The 18,577-nt window shown below is 57.1% G+C and carries 15 protein-coding genes; 3 read left to right on the top strand and 12 right to left on the bottom strand.

The genetic code is table 11. From position 1 onward, the window contains the following. Window positions 1-166: 166 nt before the first annotated feature. The gene (locus H6F75_RS22215; protein ID WP_190754626.1) at window positions 167-1,699 is read right to left on the bottom strand and encodes an N-acetylmuramoyl-L-alanine amidase; all 1,533 of its coding nucleotides are present in this window, start codon (window positions 1,697-1,699) and stop codon (window positions 167-169) included. A gap of 353 nt (window positions 1,700-2,052) precedes the next feature. Here H6F75_RS22215 and H6F75_RS22210 point away from each other — a divergent pair, with 353 nt between their 5' ends. Next, window positions 2,053-4,461 carry a glycoside hydrolase family 9 protein gene (locus H6F75_RS22210; protein WP_242020278.1) on the top strand — a complete coding sequence of 803 codons (2,409 nt, stop codon included), beginning with the start codon at window positions 2,053-2,055 and terminating at the stop codon, window positions 4,459-4,461. 114 nt (window positions 4,462-4,575) lie between these two features. Here H6F75_RS22210 and folE read toward each other — a convergent pair whose 3' ends face one another. From folE to H6F75_RS22180, 6 genes are all read right to left on the bottom strand, one after another. Next, window positions 4,576-5,298: a GTP cyclohydrolase I FolE gene (gene folE, locus H6F75_RS22205; RefSeq protein WP_190754625.1), complete on the bottom strand. Its 723-nt coding sequence runs from the start codon at window positions 5,296-5,298 to the stop codon at window positions 4,576-4,578. 83 nt (window positions 5,299-5,381) lie between these two features. After that, the gene (locus H6F75_RS22200; protein ID WP_190754624.1) at window positions 5,382-6,119 is read right to left on the bottom strand and encodes an SDR family oxidoreductase; all 738 of its coding nucleotides are present in this window, start codon (window positions 6,117-6,119) and stop codon (window positions 5,382-5,384) included. 295 nt (window positions 6,120-6,414) lie between these two features. Further along, the gene (accA, locus tag H6F75_RS22195; protein WP_190754623.1) at window positions 6,415-7,395 is read right to left on the bottom strand and encodes an acetyl-CoA carboxylase carboxyl transferase subunit alpha; all 981 of its coding nucleotides are present in this window, start codon (window positions 7,393-7,395) and stop codon (window positions 6,415-6,417) included. Window positions 7,396-7,549: 154 nt separating this feature from the next. Then, a complete protein-coding gene (locus tag H6F75_RS22190; protein WP_190754622.1) occupies window positions 7,550-8,602 on the bottom strand; it encodes a long-chain acyl-[acyl-carrier-protein] reductase in 1,053 nt (350 codons plus the stop codon). A gap of 181 nt (window positions 8,603-8,783) precedes the next feature. Then, complete coding sequence (locus tag H6F75_RS22185) at window positions 8,784-9,479, bottom strand: aldehyde oxygenase (deformylating) (RefSeq protein WP_190754863.1); 696 nt, start codon at window positions 9,477-9,479, stop codon at window positions 8,784-8,786. A 552-nt stretch (window positions 9,480-10,031) separates the two neighbouring features. Further along, window positions 10,032-10,214 (bottom strand): hypothetical protein, encoded by a 183-nt coding sequence (locus H6F75_RS22180; protein ID WP_190754621.1) that lies wholly within the window; start codon window positions 10,212-10,214, stop codon window positions 10,032-10,034. Window positions 10,215-10,406: 192 nt separating this feature from the next. On the opposite strand from H6F75_RS22180, the gene H6F75_RS22175 reads away from it, so the two are divergent. Beyond that, complete coding sequence (locus H6F75_RS22175; RefSeq protein WP_190754620.1) at window positions 10,407-11,378, top strand: ABC transporter ATP-binding protein; 972 nt, start codon at window positions 10,407-10,409, stop codon at window positions 11,376-11,378. A 70-nt stretch (window positions 11,379-11,448) separates the two neighbouring features. Here H6F75_RS22175 and H6F75_RS22170 read toward each other — a convergent pair whose 3' ends face one another. From H6F75_RS22170 to H6F75_RS22160, 3 genes are read right to left on the bottom strand one after another with little or no spacing between them, the layout of a single operon-like run. Then, window positions 11,449-12,897, bottom strand: coding sequence for a glycoside hydrolase family 13 protein (locus tag H6F75_RS22170; RefSeq protein WP_190754619.1), 1,449 nt, complete (start codon window positions 12,895-12,897; stop codon window positions 11,449-11,451). Between the two features lie 53 nt (window positions 12,898-12,950). Further along, window positions 12,951-13,364: a nuclease A inhibitor family protein gene (locus tag H6F75_RS22165; RefSeq protein WP_190754618.1), complete on the bottom strand. Its 414-nt coding sequence runs from the start codon at window positions 13,362-13,364 to the stop codon at window positions 12,951-12,953. A gap of 1 nt (window position 13,365) precedes the next feature. After that, the gene (locus H6F75_RS22160; protein WP_190754617.1) at window positions 13,366-13,827 is read right to left on the bottom strand and encodes a peroxiredoxin; all 462 of its coding nucleotides are present in this window, start codon (window positions 13,825-13,827) and stop codon (window positions 13,366-13,368) included. A gap of 197 nt (window positions 13,828-14,024) precedes the next feature. Between H6F75_RS22160 and H6F75_RS22155 the strand changes: the two genes are divergently transcribed. Further along, window positions 14,025-15,482 (top strand): DASH family cryptochrome, encoded by a 1,458-nt coding sequence (locus H6F75_RS22155; RefSeq protein ID WP_190754616.1) that lies wholly within the window; start codon window positions 14,025-14,027, stop codon window positions 15,480-15,482. 416 nt (window positions 15,483-15,898) lie between these two features. On the opposite strand, the gene H6F75_RS22150 is transcribed toward H6F75_RS22155, so the two are convergent. Then, entirely contained in the window at window positions 15,899-16,360 is a 462-nt protein-coding gene (locus tag H6F75_RS22150; RefSeq protein WP_190754615.1) for a hypothetical protein, read from the bottom strand. Between the two features lie 128 nt (window positions 16,361-16,488). Further along, window positions 16,489-18,342 carry a glucose-specific PTS transporter subunit IIBC gene (ptsG, locus tag H6F75_RS22145; RefSeq protein WP_190754614.1) on the bottom strand — a complete coding sequence of 618 codons (1,854 nt, stop codon included), beginning with the start codon at window positions 18,340-18,342 and terminating at the stop codon, window positions 16,489-16,491. Window positions 18,343-18,577 lie beyond the last annotated feature (235 nt).

The following is an 18,577-nucleotide window of genomic DNA, read 5'->3' as shown; positions in this document are numbered from 1 at the left end:
ACTTCAGGCGTTCAAAGAACAGGATTTTATCACTGTCCTTTGAGGGTCTGCGCCCTCCGGTTTAGCTATGTCCTTTGGCAGAATCTAAAGGGGTGATGCTCTAGACTGCCCATCGCCCTAACGCTGGTTGAGCGGCTGTGCCTACCAAGCATCATTCACGCTAAACCTAAGGTTGGCTGCCTAAATAGTTGAGAATTCCCTGGGCAATGGACTGCCCCATCTGCGCTTGCCAGCGCGGGTCGCGGAGTTTAGGGGCATCGATGGCGCCGGTCACAAAGCCAATTTCGATCAGGGCCGCGGGCATAGCGGTGCGGCGCAGCACCAGAAACCGTGCCTGGCGAACGCCGCGATCGTTCATGGCCATGGTGCTGAGCACCTGGCGCTGGAGGGCAGCCGCCAGCACTTGCCCAGCATCGGAGTAGTAGTAGGTTTCGAGCCCATTCACCTCTGGGCGCTGCATGTTGACTGCGTTGGCATGGATGCTGACAAACACCGTGGCCTGAGCCGTTGTGGCCATATCGGCCCGGGGCTGCAAATCGACGGTTTGATCGCTCTGGCGAGTCATCTGCACAGCAATGCCCTGGGCCCGCAGCACAGCTGCGGTGTGCTGGGCCACTGCCAGCACCACCCCTTTTTCTTGCAGCCCGCCAATGCCCACCGCTCCAGGGTCAGCGCCGCCGTGGCCTGGGTCGAGCATGACCAGCACCTGACCTCGGACGGGGCTAGGGGTAGGTGTTGGAGCGACGACCGATGCCGGAACTGCCGCAGCGGGGGGTCGGGATTGGGCGATCGGCGGTGGCGTTGTCACCGGGTTGAGCACAGGCAACACGACTGTGGTGGGCGGGGCCGTAATTTGGCTGGGGGCGACGCCAATGGGGGTGACCCAAATGCCGCCGCTGGGCAAGGGAGTGATTTGCCAGTCGGGGCTAAAGCCATCGAGGGTGAGGGTAAGGCGAATAGCAGGCGGGGCGGTAGCAAACTGGTTGATGCTCCAGCGATGAATGCCGTAGCGCCCCTGGGGCAGTGCCTCGGGGGTAAGGCCGGGGGCAATGGATGCGTCTAGCAGGTCAATAACGATCTGCCGCGCTTGACTGGCATCACGAGTGCGGTACACACGCACCTGAGGTGCGGCCCCAGCGGTAGGAATGAAAAAGCCCTCTGCGGTAGTTTGAACGCCGCGCAGTACGGTGGCCGTTGCCCTGACGGCGACGGTGTTGACTTGGTTGCGGCTGATCAGCGGCGGCAGCGGTTCGGCCCCAGCCGCTGTCAGCGATCGCGGTCTGGCTGCTTTAGAAAAATCTGGCATGCTCAAGCCGTCATCGGCTGCGATCGCCGGCGTCGAACCCGGTAGCTGCACCACCCACTGCTGGCTGGTCAGGCCCCACACCTTCACCTGCTTGGGGTCGAAGCTGTAGTTGGGGTTGATCTCTAGAACCATGCGGGTGGTTTGGGCGTCGGCCTGGGTGATGCGTACCGCCGTGACCGCTCCGCCAACAAACTGATTACCTAGGGCTTCCTCAGTCAAAATGCCCGGTAGATCGATGACCAACCGCTGAGGATCGCTGAGCCAGCTGACCTGAGGCTCTACCCCGCTTTCGGTGGAAAACACCAGACGGTTTTGGCCAGTGTCAAATTCCCAGGCTTGAAGCCGTGCGCTGGCTTTGGCCGGTAGGCTGCCAAATAGGCATGCCCCAGCCACCCCAACCACTCCAGTAAAAAGCTGCCTTAGCCGCAATCGGGCTGATCTCCCACACACCACAGAATTCAGCCCGCAACCGTTTGCGGCCTTACCCATTCTGCTTATGGGCTGTGAGCTCTAGTCCGCAAGCAGTGGCCTTTCAAAGGAAAAGGCTGAATCGGCTTAGATATTAGCTCACTTTTAATGAAGCAATAGACCAATTGTTTAGCTGGGATAAAACTTTGCCACAGCTTGGAAATGGGATACCACACCCATCGGTGCAGTCTGTACCATAAGCCCAGGGTGCGGACGGGGCGTAATGAGCCGTTGCCCGCCCTGTTGCTTTGGTCAATTGCTCAGGAGAGTTGCTGAGAATGCTGTTTGCTACCGTAGGTCGCTGGCCCCGCCGGACCGCGTTTTTGCTTGGGCTGCTGACATTTCTGATGGCTTGCACAGCCGGTACTAGCTGGTTGCCCAGCGCTAATTCGGCTCAGCCCGCTGTGACGGTAGCCGTGGTGAGCCCTGAGGTCATCGTGGTCTCCCTGCGCCAGGGTACCGTAACCCACGCTCGCCAGGAGCCCTACCGCCCTCAGCCCCAAGACAAGCTAGAAACTTCCGGTAACGACACTTGGGTGCTGCGGCAAGGGCAGGCTCTGGGTACCTTGGTCGGCTCCGATCAATCTGTGCTCTACGGCTTCGACCGCTACAGTGAGGAGCCGTTTAACGCCAATCGCGCCAGTCAACCGTACGGCTATCGCATTCAGTCCCAGGACGATGCCAGCTACCGACAGCCCGTAATGCCGACGGAGGTGTATCGCAAAAGCAAGCCTGTGGACACGGCCCAGGTCACCCGAGACGATCGCCGCTGGGCTATGGAGCATCGGTTCTATCTGCGGTTGCCCACTCCCCTGACTCCAGGGCAAACCTACCAAATTCAGATCACGGGGCAGGAGCTACCGCCCTTAACTCTGGCCTACCAGCCCGATCGCCAGATCAGTGAGGCCGTGCATGTGTCGGCCTTGGGGTTTCGCCCCGACGACGCCCTTAAAGTAGGATTTCTGTCGACCTGGATGGGTACGGGCGGAGGGCTGAGCTATCCCGAAGGCCTATCGTTTCAAGTCATTGACGAAGCGACGAACCAAGTGGCACTGACGGGAAGGGCTAACCGCCGCTATCGCCGTGAAGCGGTAGAGGATGCCCGCGATCGCACCTACACCCTCACCGACGTCGACCAGCTCGACTTTAGCGCCCTTAACCAGCCCGGGCAGTATCGGCTCTGTGTAGGCACCGTAGGCTGCTCAAACTCCTTTACGGTAGCTGAGAATAGCTGGCAGCAGGCCTTTTATGTGGCGGCCCGCGGATTCTATCACCAGCGCAGCGGCATTGCTCTCGGGCCGCCCTACACCGATATTGAGCGCCCTCGCCCCTTTCATCCCGACGATGGCGTCAAGGTCTACCAATCCACCGCCGGGCTGATGGATACGGGCAACGGCCTCAATGCCCAGGGCACCGACACCGGCAACTTTGCCAATCTGGTCAAGGGCAAGACCGATACGGTGGTGCCCAACGCCTGGGGCGGCTACTTCGATGCGGGCGACTGGGACCGCCGTGTTCAGCACCTGGATGTGGCTCGCTGGCTGCTCGAACTGCTCGAACTATTCCCTGAGCCTCTAAGCGATATGGCGCTCAATATTCCAGAGTCCGCCAACGATCGTCCCGATTTACTGGATGAGGCGCTGTGGGGCGTCGACTTCTATCGCCGTTTGCAAACTCCCGAGGGCGGTGTGCGGGGCGGCATTGAGTCGGCAGAGCATCCCAAGCGGGGCGAAACCAGCTGGCAAGAGTCGCTGCCGGTGATGGCCTACGCCCCCGACCCCTGGAGCAGCTATGTTTACGCTGGGGTGGCGGCCCGCACGGCCCGACTGATGGCAACCTATGTCCCCGACCAGGCAGAGGGCTACCGCGACAGCGCCCTGGCGGCGATGGCCTGGGCCGAGGCCCGTCATCAAGCCGGAATTCAAGCTCAGGAATGGCCCCGCCACCGCATTGAGGCCGATCGCGCCCTGGCGGCCCTAGAGCTTTACAACCTCACGGGCGATCGCATCTGGCACGATCGCTTTGTCGCCGCACGCGCGGCCATTCCCGCTGAGGCGCGCGGCGACTACCGGATTGCCACCCCCCAGCGAGAATTCAACTTTCTCTACAGCCGCCTACCCGCTGACCAGGTCGACGCCGAACTCCAGGCCGAGCTGCGGGCCGCGCTTCTAGCCGAGGCCGACGCCGCCGTCGAAACGGGGCAGACCACGGCCTTTGGCTGGACCAAGGTGCTCCCGACAACCCCCGTCGGCTGGGGCGATGGCCTCGGAGCGCCCAAGGCGCGCATCCTGCTGCGGGCCCACGCGCTGACCGGTAGCGATCGCTACCTCAATGCCGCTCTGCTAGCCTGTCAGTTCTCCGCCGGAGCTAACCCTGACAACATGACCTATACCACTGGCCTGGGCCACAAGTCGCCCCAAAATCCCCTCATCCTTGATCAGCGTATTACTGGTGACCTGCTGCCAGGCATTACCCTCTACGGCCCCATTGACAACGACTTTTATGGCTCTGAATGGTTTTTTGATGTGCTGGAGTCGGTGGCGGTCCCCCCGGCTCGGCAGTGGCCTTCGGTCGAGACCTATTTCGACATTTACTACGTGCCCAACATCAACGAGTTCACGATTATGCAGAGTATGGGTGATGCGGCCTACGCCTGGGGCTATCTGGCGGGGCGATCCACCCCATAAACGTCAAAAAAACCGGGTTTCTGTGCAACCTCCAAGCGTTGGAGTTAGCCTACAGAAACCCGGTTTTTAGGGACTATCGCCTCGGCTCGATTCGCGAGCCAGACGCCGTTCAACCTAGAAGAACGAGGGCTGATGGCGAATCAAGCTGAGAAACTCTTCGCGCGTCTTAGAATCTTCCTGAAATACCCCTAGCATGGCGCTGGTCACGGTCCAAGAGCCGGGTTTTTGCACGCCGCGCATCACCATACACATGTGGCTGGCCTCCACCACTACGGCCACACCCTTGGGATCTAAAATTTCCTGCACCGCTTCAGCGATCTGGCGGTTGAGGCGCTCCTGCACCTGAAGGCGGCGCGAATACATCTCAACAATGCGGGCCAGCTTGCTCAGCCCCACCACCCGCTGATTAGGAACATAAGCTACATGGGCACGACCCATAAACGGCAGCATGTGGTGCTCACATAGACTAAACAGGTTGATATCGCGCACTAGCACCATTTCGTTGTGGCCCTCGTCGAAGATGGCACCGTTGACCAGTTCCTCCAACGACTGCTGATAACCGCTGGTGAGAAATCGCATAGCCTCGGCGACGCGCTTGGGAGTTTTGAGTAGTCCCTCTCGCTCTGGGTCTTCACCCACCGACAGCAGCATAGTGCGCACCGCGTTGCTCATGTCTTCTTGGCTAGTTTCGGGGATGGGGTACTGGTCGCCCTCTTCCCGGTAGCTATGGGTGCGATCGGGCCGAATTTCGGGGGTTATGCCCTTGAGGCCAGTGCCAATGCTGCTAGAGCTGTTAGTCGCTTTGTCGTTGAGGCTGCTTGAGGATGCGGTAGTCATAGGGTTTCTAAATATCTCTAGAGGTTCAACAAAATTGAGGCCACTCGCTGAGTTGGCCAGGGCACAACAGGGTAAAAAACTAGTTACAGGGCACCGCCTGCGGGCATTAGGGTGAGGTCTTCGATCACCGCCTCGGGGGGCAAGAGAATGGTGTGCAGAACGGTCTGAGCTACAATCTCTGGCGTTAGCATGGACGACCGATCAAAATCGGCCTGCACCGTATCGGTATCCCAAATCGGGGTGTTAACCGCCCCCGGTGATACCGTTACCACCCGGATGCCGTGGGTGCGTTCTTCTGCGGCTAGAACCCGCGACAGGGCCACAATGGCGGCTTTGCTCACGGTATACGCTCCCCAATCGGAAAAAGCCGACCGGGCTGCAATGGAGGCGATGTTGACGATGGTGCCGCCACCGCCCTGCCGCAGCACAGGCAGCACCGCCTGGATGCATTGAAAAACGCTGGTAACGTTCAAATCCATCACCTGTTGCCAGTCGGTTAAGGGCATGGTGGCTAGCGCCCCGGTGTAGCCCATGCCAGCGTTGTTAACCACTACGCTAAGGGGGCCAAAGTCAGCAAGCACCGCGGCTAGTTGGGCCTGCAAACCCTCTACCTGAGCTAAGTCAACGGCATAGGCTTTTGCCAAAACGCCTTGGGTGCTCAACTCCTCCTGCACCGGCTGCAAAGTCTCTAGGGAGCGACCGAGCAGGGCGACGTCGTACCCAGCTAACGCCAGGGATTGGGCGATCGCTTTGCCGATGCCACGGCTTGCCCCAGTTACCAAGGCACGGCGCGGCAGGTCAGAAGATACAGGATTCTGCAATGGTAATCACCAATCAACGAGGAACTCAGAACGGATCGTGCCCTAGAAACGCGAGCGAATCAGGGCAGACTGCCCCTGGGAAGGGCCCGTGGGGCTAGGCACTTTTCCTATGTTAACAAATGTAAACACTTTATGAGCGCCGGTGTCGTCGGCAATCGTCTAAGTCGTCGCCTATCCTAGTGCTGACCTCGACCGAGAAAATGAGCAGGGGACTAACTCCTTCCTGGGGAAACAGGGATTGGAAACCTAGAGCACCGAGAATTTGATCAAGTAGAGCGGGTAACCCTCGCCGGCCCTAGGCGGCCTCGGCAAAGACCCCAATCTGGCGATACTTCTGATAGCGCAACTGCTGGAGGGTCGCTGGCGCGAGCTGAGACAGCTCGGTGATTTGCTCCATCAGCGCCTGCTTGAGAATGTCTGCCGCTTGAATGGGGTTGGCGTGGGCTCCACCCACGGGCTCGGGCAGCAGCTCGTCTAATATGCCCAGCTGCTTGAGATCCCAAGAGGTGATTTTGAGGGCTTCGGCTGCCTCACCCGAGCGACCCGCATCTTTCCACAAAATGGCGGCGCAGGCTTCGGGGCTGGCTACGGTATAGACCGAGTGCTCAAACATCATCAGGCGATCGCCCACGCCAATCCCCAGGGCACCGCCAGACCCCCCTTCCCCAATGATGGTGCAAACAATTGGCACCGTGAGGCCAAACATTTCTCGCAGGTTGTAGGCGATCGCCTCGCCCTGCCCCATCTCCTCGGCCTCATAGCCGGGATAAGCACCCGGAGTATCAATAAAGGTGATGATCGGCATAGAAAAACGATCGGCATGGCGCATCAGCCGCATGGCCTTACGGTAGCCACCGGGAGAGGCCATGCCAAAGTTGCGCACTACATTGTCTTTGGTGTCGCGCCCCTTCTGATGGCCCAAGATCACCACAGGCCGACCTTCGAGCCGGGCGACCCCCCCTACCAGGGCAGGATCGTCTTTGCCCGAGCCGCGATCGCCGTGCAGCTCCAGCCAGTCGTCAGTAATGGCCTGAATGTAGTCGAGGGTGCTGGGGCGGCGAGGATGGCGGGCCACCTGTAGTCGCTGAGCTGGAGTTAAGTTAGAAAAAATCTCTTGGCGAAGGTGAGTGGCGCGGGCCTCCAGCTGACGCAGCTGGGCCGACACATCCACATCGTTTTCTTCCGCCAGTTCTCGAATCTGGGCGATACGGGCCTCTAGTTCAACCAGGGGCTTTTCAAAGGACAACAAAATTGACTTGCGCTCAGGTGGGGCCATAGCCAGGGAAGAAACGAATTGTTTAAACACACCAAATTGGGCTAGGAACGCCCTGGTCGCCCAGAAAATTCTTGCCCGTCTGCCATCTAGGATACCAAGCTGAAGCCCCTCTGCTTAGGGTATAAACTTACCCGATGAGGTCATTAATTTGCGTTCAGGAAAGCTCAGTGACCAACAGAGACGTATTGAGGTCGAGCAAGGGGCGAAACCCATGCCGCCGCGATGCCTGACCGATCAAATCCATTTTCTCAAGGGTGATTTGGTTTCGCCCCCACGAAAAATTGGTGTACCACTTCTCAAACTCCAGCAGCATGGCCTCTGCAAAACAGGCGAACAGCTGGCGTCCGGGCACATCCATGTTCACAATCTGCATAATCCGCCAATCGATGTCGAGGGAGTGCTCGACAATGCCGCCCTTCAGCACGTGAACGCCATCAAAGTTAAAGTGCTGGTCGACATTTTTGGGATAGCCGCCGTCAATCATCAGGCAGGGGCGCTTGAGGCTGTTGGGGTCAACCTCAACTCCCTTGGCCATGCTGGCCACCCACACCACAATGTCAGCCTTGGGCAGAGCGGTATCGAGATCCATGGCCACGCCGCAGCCCAGCTCTTCCTGCAAACGCTGAATCCGCTCTTGATTGCGGGCAATCAGCAGCAGCTCTTTGATGTCGGTGCGGGCGGTCAGCCAGCGGCAAACGGCGCTGCCAATGTCCCCAGTGGCACCGCACACCGCCACGGTGGCATCAGAGAGGTTGATGCCAAGCTTTTCGGCAGCGGCTACTACCTGTTGGCAAATGATGTAGGCCGTGTGGGTATTGCCTGTCGTAAACCGCTCAAACTCTAGGGTGACGTTGCGCACCTGCTGAATTTGGTTGAGGTTAAAATTCTCGAAAATAATTGATGAGAAGCCGCCTAGGGCCGTGATGTCGATACCGTGCTTTTGGGCATGGGCCATGGCGTTGATGATTTTGCGGGTGGCCGCTTTAATGCGCTTGGCGGCTAGCATTTCGGGTAAAAAGCATGACTCAACGTATCGGCCCTCGATCTGCTGGCCGGTGGCGCTGGTGACTTTGATCGTGTCAACAATTTGGGGCGGGGCGCTGCACCAAAAATCGAGCCCCTGGTCAGCATATTCTGGGTATCCCAGATCTCGGGCTACAAGCTGGGCGTGGTCAAGGCTGGTTAAATGTCCGATTAGGCCAAACATTGCGTATCTAGGGTGGGGGAGAGGGAAAGTGCGCCAAAAGGTTATGGTGCAGGTCAACAATTTACCTACGATAAACTGCCCAGTGCTTGATTGAATAGCACACTGGGCAGGTCAGAGAGGTTTGAAATGGAAATGGCCGGGCCGCTGACGTTCAGGCTGTTAGTGGCTGTCGGATAGTGGTCTAGACAGCAGCTAGACCCTGGGCTGAGAGTTTCATCACCTCGCGGCTGGAGAAGCCGATGTTGGCCAACGCCTCACCGTAGGTAATCATGAAATCTTCAACTAGGGCGTCTTTTTCCATGCCGAGCACCTGGGCATCGTCAGCCACCTGATTGAGCATGGCCCAAATGATGGGTAAGTTTTGGCGATTGGCCACTTCAAGCTCGGCCTTGGCCGACTCAAAATTAGCTTTGAGCCATTCTTCCCCAAAGTTGAGGTGGCTGTATTCGTCTTTGACTACGCCCTCGGTGACTTTGCGCGCAAAGTCGTCGGCTACGGGAATGTAAATGTTGTAGGCCGCGATCGCAAAGGTCTCAATGATCAGTGACTGAATGAGTAGGCAGGTGACAATTTTGCCCTCGGCCCAAGCTTGCTGAAAATTTTCGTGCAGCTGAGAGAAAAATTTGGCGGCAAACTCCATATCGGGAGTGACAGCCAAATTTTTGCCGCAGGCCTGAAAACCTTTCATGTGACGGCTTTCCATCTTCGCTAAGCGCAGTAGGTCATCCTTAGAGTCAGGAATTGACTCTGCCAGCTTGCAGTAGTTGTCGTAGGCTTCTTGCTCACCCTCGATCACAATGGCATTGATGCGGCTGTAGGCATCTTTGTAGTGCTCTGACTGGTAGTCAAGGGTCGAAGTTGTCTCAAGCTGTTGCATGGCCATGGGTACCTGCTGGATAGCGGATAAATGTCGTTAGGGATTAATCGCAATAATACTATGCCAAAGTCAACGGGCTTGTGGGGGCACTCAGTGGACAGATATAGGGCGATGTTGCCCTAAACCCAATTCAACCCTGCTGTAAATCATCTGCCCTATAGAGAAAATAGAGACAATTGTAGAGTTTTATAAGTATTGCTAATGGATGGTTGGGCAGAGAAGAAAACCCTCAAACAGGCGATCGCCCTCAACTTGGAAAGGCGTTGGCTTAAAGTTAGCCCTAAATCTAGATGGTTTTTATGTTAGAGCAAATAGCTGCATTAAAGTCTTGAGAGGCTGTTTAAAGCGAAATTGGTTGTCGCTTTAGCCATCTGCTGCTTCCTTAAAAGAAGGCGGAAGCAGACTCAAGTTTTTCTTGAAAAGGAAAGAATTTGAGGAGATCTCAACCGTTTGTGCTACAAGACAGAATCTTTAAAGCAACCTCTGGACTTTCCCTCATGCGTACTTTAGATCAAGGCTTCTAGTAACATGCTCTGAGCCTTAAAGCAGCTTTTATCCTGCCATAAGATTATGGCTGAAAGCCGCAGCCCAAAACGGTAAATTGAACAGGGTTGACAGAGGGGCGGGCACCATATCGCCGCGAAAATCGAGGAGCTGCACTAGCACTAAATAACCAACTGCTAGCAGCAGAGAAATAACGCCGGTAACGATAGCAACGAGCTTAGAGCGATCCATAGCAGCAATTGGGAGGAGATATGACAACGGAGGAGAGAGTCGCTCTGGGCTGAACCTATACCAGGTTAGCGATCGCCCGGACCAGCGCTAGGTCAGTACCATAGTGCCACGGGGCGGGTACCCTAAACAGTAGAGATGCTGACGTTGCCTGACGTCTTAATACGGTTCTATCACGGTTTTGCGAGCACGGGTATGGGCGCTGTATTGTCACAGAATGAGCTAACCACACCGCTAGATTGGGTGCCGGTAGTGCAAACCGAGGGGCTAGGTAAAGCCTACCGCACTGGGTTTTGGCTTAACCAGCGAGTTACTTCCCTCAAGCAGTGTTCTCTCACGGTTTACCAGGGGGAAACCTTTGGTCTGCTCGGCCCTAATGGGGCTGGTAAGACTACGCTGCTGAAAATTTTGCTGGGCATTGTTCGCCCGACGGCGGGCAATGCCACTCTACTGGGTCACGCTCTGGGCGACAGTGCGGTAAAACAGCGCATTGGCTACCTGCCTGAAAATGCTTACTTCTACGACTTTTTGACCGGCTGGGAGTTTTTGCAGTATACCGCTGGTCTATTTGGCCTGTCGCGGGCGGCTCAGCAGCGCCGAATTGTGGAGCTGCTCGATCTGGTGGGCTTATCCCAGGAAGCGGCGAAGAAAAAGCAGCTGCGCCAGTACTCCAAGGGTATGCTCCAGCGAGTGGGCATGGCCCAGGCGCTGATGAACGACCCTGACGTGGTGTTTCTCGATGAGCCGATGTCGGGGCTTGACCCCACTGGGCGCTTTCAAGTGCGAGAAATTATTTTGGCCCTGAAGCGGGAGGGCAAGACGATTTTTTTTAATAGCCACATTCTGTCGGATGTGGAGGTGATCTGCGATCGCATCGCCATTCTCGACCAGGGTGAGCTGATTGCCAGCGGCAGTCTAGACCAGCTGCTGGGCACCGCCGACCAGTACGTGGCAAAAGGTCGCGGCGGTCGCCTCGTCGAACTGGAGCCCTGGCTCGACCCGATGACGGTGCAGGGCGATCTCTGGCAAGGCCATGTCAAAGGCGACCCCTATGAGTTTGCCAAGCAAATTTCCCTAGTTGGAGGGCACCTGATTGCCCTCCAGCAGACTCGCCCAACGCTGGAAGAGTTTTTTATTGCCCAAATTCGCCAGCGTCGGGGCGGGTAAACGCTTGGGCGATTTACACTTCAGCATGTTTAGGCAGGGGACACCTCAGATTGCTAGGTGTCCCCTGCCCTTACTCCACCGTCACCACTACTGCTGAGCGCGAGGGCAACACCAAGCTGTTTTCGGCCCAGGTAGCCCCGTGGTAGCTAAAGACTTCGTGGACGGTCTGCCCTTCAGAAATTACGGTATCGGTCGAGATTGGGGGCGCACTCTCTTCGCTAGCGTTGAGGACGACGATGAGGCGATCGCTCCCCAGCGTGCGACTAAACCCATAGATCTGGCCCTCGGCGTGCAGCACATCATAGGTGCCAATGCGCAGGGCCGCGTGCCGGTGGCGCAGCGCAATCAGCTCTCGGTGAATAGTCAACAGATCGAGGTGCCACTCTTTTTCAGCGGGAAAGGTGCGGCGGCAGTCGGGGTCTAGCTCGCCCGGTAGCCCCACCTCATCGCCGTAGTAAATGCTCGGAGCCCCTGGGAAGGTCAGCAACAGCAGCGTAGACAGCACCATGCTGGCGTCATCTCCATTCACCACCGAGTGGATGCGGGCGACATCGTGGCTAGAGAGCAGGTTGAGCTGGGTCAGCTGAATCTCCCAGGGGTAGAGCTTGAGCAACTGCTGAATTTTTTCGCCATAGCCCGCCGCATCCAGAGCTGGATAGGGATAGTAGTGGGGCTTTTCGACTAGATCCATGCGGATGCGATCGCCTGCCGTAAACGCCATCGTTGGCCCGGTAAACAGGTAGTTCATCACCCCATCAAACTGAGTGCCGTCGAGCCACTGGCTGGCATCGGTCCACACCTCGCCCACAATGTAGGCTTCGGGGTTGATGGCCTTGATGCGATCGCGAAATTCTTGCCAAAAACCCTCGGTTTTGATCTCAAAGGGCACATCGAGCCGCCAGCCATCAATGCCTTGGCGCACCCAGTACTCACCCACCCGCATCAGATATTCTCGCACCGCCGGGTGATCGTGTTTGAAGGCCGGCAGGGCCCGGTTGTCGACCCAGCTGCGGTAGTTGGCGGGCAGCGACCCGTCGTAGGCCGCCAGGGGCCAGCCCTCCACCTCAAACCATTCCAGCCAGGGCGAGTTGGGGCCGTTTTCAAGAATGTCGTTAAAGAAGAAAAAACCCCGGCTACAGTGGTTAAACACCCCATCTAACACCACTTTGATGTCTTTGGCGTGGGCGGCCTCCAGCAGATCAAAAAAAGCCGGATTGCCTCCCAGCAATGGGTCAACCTGGTAGTAGTCGTGGGTATGGTAGCGGTGATTGCAGGCCGACTGAAAAATCGGCGTCATGTAGATAGCTGTAACCCCTAGATCTGCCAGATAGTCGAGTTTTTCGGCCACGCCCCAGAGGTCACCGCCCTTGTAGCCAAAGGGCGTCGGCGGCGATTCCCAGGGTTCCAAGGTCACGGCCATGGCCGGGTCATCGAGATGCTGTTGGGTACGGGCAAACCGGTCGGGGAAAATTTGGTAGAAGACCGCGTGCTTTACCCAGTCTGGGGTTTGAAAAGCCATAGATGCATTGCCTCGGTTGCTACCGTCAGGCTACCGTTATCTGACCGGAGTGGCTACGTTTCAACGACATGGGTGCAGGCGCCGAGGAAGCAGCCGCTAGAATGGCGTCCCAGCAGATATAACGTCACATTGCTCACACCCACGCGAATGCTCTGGAGGTCTTCCAGGTGGGTTTCTAGCACATCGCGAAGGTTGGCGAATTTCTGCGCCAGGTGGCCGCCCTGTTCACTGGCCCAATAGGGATTGTTGAGCACAGGCCGAAAAAACGTTTCGGCGGGCCGAATTTCGAGGTGCTCCTCGCCAGCCCCCAGCTTTTGGGCTAGGGCCTCAGTATCGGGCAGGGGGTCGGCATAGATTACCAGGGAAACTAGGGCATCGCTTTCACTGGGATACCAGAGACCGGCCATTGCCCCTTCTATGGCCGATAGGGCGATCGCCAGTTCATAGTGCTCGGGTTGAAGTTCCATATCAGGCGGGTTGTAGGGTTTTGAGAATGCCCATGGCCTGCTCTACGTGGCCCTTGGGGTTGAATTGGGAATTAAAAATATGCCTTACCCTGCCGTCTTTGTCGATGATGTAGGTAACTCGACCCGGCAGTAGCCCTAGGGTGGCGGGCACACCGTAGGCCTTGCGCACGGCAGAGCCGCGATCGCTAACCAGAGTGAAAGGCAGATTGTGCTTCTGGGCAAAAGCTTTGTGGGAGTCGGGCGAGTCGCTGCTGATGCCGATCACCTCGGCCCCCACCGCCACAAAGTCTTCGTAGCTATCGCGAAACGAGCACGACTCCACGGTGCAGCCAGGGGTATCGTCTTTGGGATAAAAGTACAGCACTACCGCCTTCTGGCCACGAAAGCTGCTTAGGGTGACGGTCTCGCCCGCCTGGTTAGGCAGCGTGAAATCGGGGGCGACATCACCTACTTGGACGGCCATAGATGCGAATCTCCTGCACGGGAATAGATAGTTCTTTAGAATACTTAATAAAGCAGCTCTGCCGTCAAGCGGATCACAGTCCGCTTGGCTGAACTGGATCTTCTAGACCATCTTGAAAAGGCATCTGCTTCGAGATGGGGCAGTAGCGGAGCTGGAATCGGGAGTTTCATAACTCTCATCACCCCTATCATTCGCCAATGACTACCCTTGTCTGGTTTCGCAACGACCTTCGCCTCCACGACCATCAGCCTCTCGATGAGGCGCTGCGGGTCGGTCAGCCGGTTATTCCTCTCTACTGTTTTGACCCGCGTCAGTTTGGCCAAACCGCCTTTGGTTTTCCTAAAACGGGAGCCTATCGGGCGCAGTTTTTGCTAGAGAGTGTGGCAGATCTGCGGCGATCGCTCCAAGCCCTGGGCAGCAACCTTGTCGTGCGTGTGGGCCAGCCCGAAGACATTATTCCAGAGCTGGTCAAAGCCCACAGCGTTGAGGCGGCCTACTGGCACGAGGAAGTCACCGCTGAAGAACTGCGGGTAGAGCAGGCGGTGGAAACTAAGCTAGCGGCTATGGGCTGCAAAACAGAGATGTACTGGGGGACTACCCTCTACCATCCCGACAACTTGCCCTTCGCAATTAACCGCTTGCCAGAGGTCTTTACCCAGTTTCGCAAACAGGTAGAACAGCACAGCACGGTGGATGTGGCCCTACCCACGCCCACAAAAATGTTGCCCCTACCTCAGGTCAACCCTGGCACTCTGCCCACCCTGGCAGACTTTGGCCTGGAGGCTCCAAACCCTGACAGCCGTGCCGTGCTCACCTTTGAGGGGGGCGAAACGGCTGGCGTGGCTCGCCTCAACCACTACGTGTGGGAAGCCGACTGCCTCAAGACCTATAAGCAGACCCGCAACGGCATGGTGGGGGCCGACTATTCCTCAAAGCTGTCGGCCTGGCTGGCGATGGGTTGTCTCTCACCCCGACGGGTGTACGAGACGGTGCAAGCCTACGAGGCGGAGCGCATTCGCAATGACTCCACCTACTGGCTGGTCTTTGAGCTGCTGTGGCGCGACTACTTTCGCTTGATCTGCGCCAAGCACGGCAATAAAGTATTTTATCCCTCTGGTCTGCGGGGGCTGTTGATTGACTGGAAGCAGGACTGGCCTCGCTTTGACGCCTGGTGCAACGGCGAAACCGGCTTTCCATTGGTGGATGCCAACATGCGCGAGCTGGCCCACTCCGGGTTTATGTCGAACCGAGGGCGGCAGAATGTAGCCAGCTTTCTCACCAAAAACTTGGGCATAGACTGGCGTCTGGGGGCCGAGTGGTTTGAGTCGCTGCTGATTGATCACGACCCATGCAGCAACTACGGCAACTGGAACTACACCGCTGGAGTTGGCAACGACGCGCGGGGCTTTCGCTATTTCAACATTCCTAAGCAGTCGAAGGACTATGACCCCGACGGCCTCTACGTAAAGCACTGGTTACCAGAACTAAAAGATGTCCCCGCTGCCAAGGTGCATGAGCCGTGGAAGCTTCAGCCGGTGGAGCAAAAGCGCTTCGGGGTTATCCTTGGCGTTGACTATCCGCGCCCGGTGGTAAATTTGCAGAAATCGGTGCAGGCTAACGAAGCAATTTATAATGCCGCTCGCGAAATTGGGTAGGAGTTTTACTCACCCTAAGCTGTAACAATTTACCGATAAAAAACTGGCGGACTGTTATCCCTAGCCCCTAAAAAGTGGAAATAGGTCGATTTTTTTTTGCGCTCGGCGGAGGCTAAACAGAGCATGGCAACGCTGCTCCACAATTTACCTAAACGTAGTCTGTGTAACGGCGGTCGATGTTGAGCTAACATACACTTTATGCAGTGTTGACAATGTCATAGTTCACTGACTGATGCTGGCGGGCTGGACCCAAAAGATAACGTTAATGACTAGAACAAAAGCACCACTAACGCATTTCCATAAATCAAACCGTTAAATCAAAACCTTAAATCAAATCGTTGAATCAGCCATTTAACCTGATAACCCCAGCTTTGGACGGCTGGGGTTTTTTGTGGCCGTTATGGGCGCTGATGACACTACAGCGGGGTGGCAGAACGGGCGCAAGTGCCACGGCCCCACTGCCCGTCGTAGCCCACTGATATCTGATCACCGACCTGAGCCGCACGGGTGGAGAGATGCACTAGCGTCACACTGGCTGCGTCATTGACTGCGCCACGCCAGATCGCCTGGCCCTTGGTGTTTTTGCGATCGTAGCTGAGGAAGGTTTCGGCAATTTGTTGTCCGGTACTGCGCCGCTGCAGCACAATGCGCGAAAACCCAGCTTCTCGGGTGAAAAACACAGTGTAGTTAATGTCATTGACCAGAAATGAGCCGGGGCACTGCATTTGCAGGTTGTCTTGGTTGGGCTCGACCTGGGCTAGGGCAGGCTGATCGGAGGGAATGCTGGCGCTGGGGCTAGCGACGGAGGCTGTTACTGAACTCTGGCTAAGGAGGCCAAACCCGACAGCGAGAGCTATCTTGATTAGCGCGCAGGACATAAAAAATCCTTCATCAACACTAAATTGATGAAACGCTAATTTGCTATGAATTTTGTAGGGCGGTAGGGGAGATCGCCAACCCCTACCGCCTATTAGCCCGACAGAACCGGGCAATTCAGTAGATAAACCTACACCTTGGCAGCCAGTCGCTGGGCGACCTCAGCGGCGTACTGATCGGCGTTGAGCCCAGTTACCAGGTGCAGCACGTCATTCTGTAACCGCATAATGCCTTGAACTCCAGCGGCCTGAAGCGCAATTTCGTCGATAGCAGCGGGGTCGGTGACTTCTACCCGCAGGCGGGTCAGGGCGACGGGGTCGACAGTGCGAATATTGTTGGCACCGCCTAGGGCCGCAATCATGGCCTCGGCGTTTTCAGCGGCTTGAGGGTCAGGGGCAATTTTGACCGGATCGGGAGTGGTCTCATCCACAAAGCCCGTAGCAGGAATCTCCACGATATCGGCTTCGGGGCCGGCGGTTTTGAGGTAGTCGGCCATATCAGTCTTGAGGTTGTCAGACTGCGGCCCAAAAATAGCCTGGGCATTCTGCCCCATCTGTAAAACCCCAGAGGCTCCTAGGGCCTTTAGACGCGGAACGTTGACCTTTGCCATGTCATCTACGGTGATGCGCAGACGGGTAATACAGGCATCCAAATTTTTGATGTTGCTGCGACCGCCAAAGGCCAGCACCAAGGCCTTGGCCATTTCAGCTTTGTCGCCTGTAATGGCGGCAGTCGATTCATCTGTCTCCACATCCTCTTCGCGGCCTGGGGTCATGAGGTTAAACTGGCGAATGGCAAAGCGGAAGATGAAGTAGTACAGGGCGACAAATACCGGAGCCAGGGCTGGGATCAGCCAGACCCGCGTCCCCAAACTGTTGAATAACACAAAGTCGATCAGCCCGTGGGAGAAGGTGAAGCCCATGCGTCCGCCCAGGGTGACAAATAACCAGTCGGCGAACCCAGCCAGCACGGCGTGAATGGCAAACAGCTGGGGGGCGACGAATAAGAATGAGAACTCAATCGGCTCGGTAATGCCGGTTAAGAAGGAGGTCAGAGCGGCAGAAATCATCAGACCGCCGACCTGCTTGCGGTTCTTGGGTTTGGCACTGTGCCAGATGGCGATCGCCGCTGCCGGTAGCCCAAACATCTTGAACCAGTAGGCCCCACCCAAAATTCCTGCCGTCGGGTCGCCTGCAAAGAAGCGCGCAATGTCGCCCCGCACGGTTTCCCCAGTAATCGGATCCTGGAATGAGCCAATCTCGAAGAAGAACGGCACGTTCCAGACGTGGTGTAGACCAAAGGGAATTAGCAAGCGCTCGATGAAGCCGTAGAGGGCCACGGTCAGCGGCACGTTGCCGCCCTCCGCTGCTGCTTGGGCAAAGCCGTTGATGCCAGCCCCAATCGGTGGCCAAATCACGCTCATCACTAAGCCTGTCAAAATGGCGGCAAAGGCGGTGATGATCGGCACAAACCGCTTGCCCGCAAAGAACCCTAGGTAGCGCGGCAGGCTGATGCGAAAGAATTTGTTGAACATGTAGGCGGCGATGCAGCCCATAATCAAGCCGCCAAACACCCCCGTATCTAGCGTGGGGATGCCTAGCACTGTCTTGGTCTCCAAGCCCATGCCGAGGGCAACGGTGCCCAGGGTGGCGAGAAACACCACGAAGCCGACGGTGGCGGCCAGCGCCGAGACGCCGTCGTTGCCGGTGTAGCCGATCGCCACGGCGATCGCAAAAATCAGCGGCAGGCTGGCAAAAATGGCGTCTCCAGACGTTTTCATAATGGCGGCCAGCCACTCCGGCAGCCACCAAAACTTCGGATCGCTGAGAACGCCCTGCTCAATCTGCTGAAGCTCGATCAGGCGAGCGCTGCCCAGGCCCAGCAGCAGGCCCGCCACCGGCAGCACCGACACGGGGAGCATGAGCGACTTTCCCATTTTTTGCAGCAGCCCGAAGGCGTGGTTCCAGGTTTCTTTGATTTTCATAGGAGGTGAAGGGGGCGGATGGGTAAGGGGGTAGGGGGTGGATGGGTATGGAGTTCAAAAAGGGGCCTACACAGCAGGGTTGATGTCTTTCACCAGTCTGTTAGCAGAACAGAGGTTTAAACCGATGATCAGCTAATCCTTTCCGTGGGGTGAAGGGCGGCGGAACGCCTTTCTCGATGGGGGTCTGGGGCCAGCGAAATGGCCCCGGCGGTAGGATTGGCTTTCGTCCCTAGCT

This window comes from Nodosilinea sp. FACHB-131 (assembly GCF_014695395.1).
Taxonomy (GTDB): Bacteria; Cyanobacteriota; Cyanobacteriia; order Phormidesmidales; family Phormidesmidaceae; genus Nodosilinea.
This window is presented reverse-complemented; position numbering and strand designations above follow the sequence as displayed.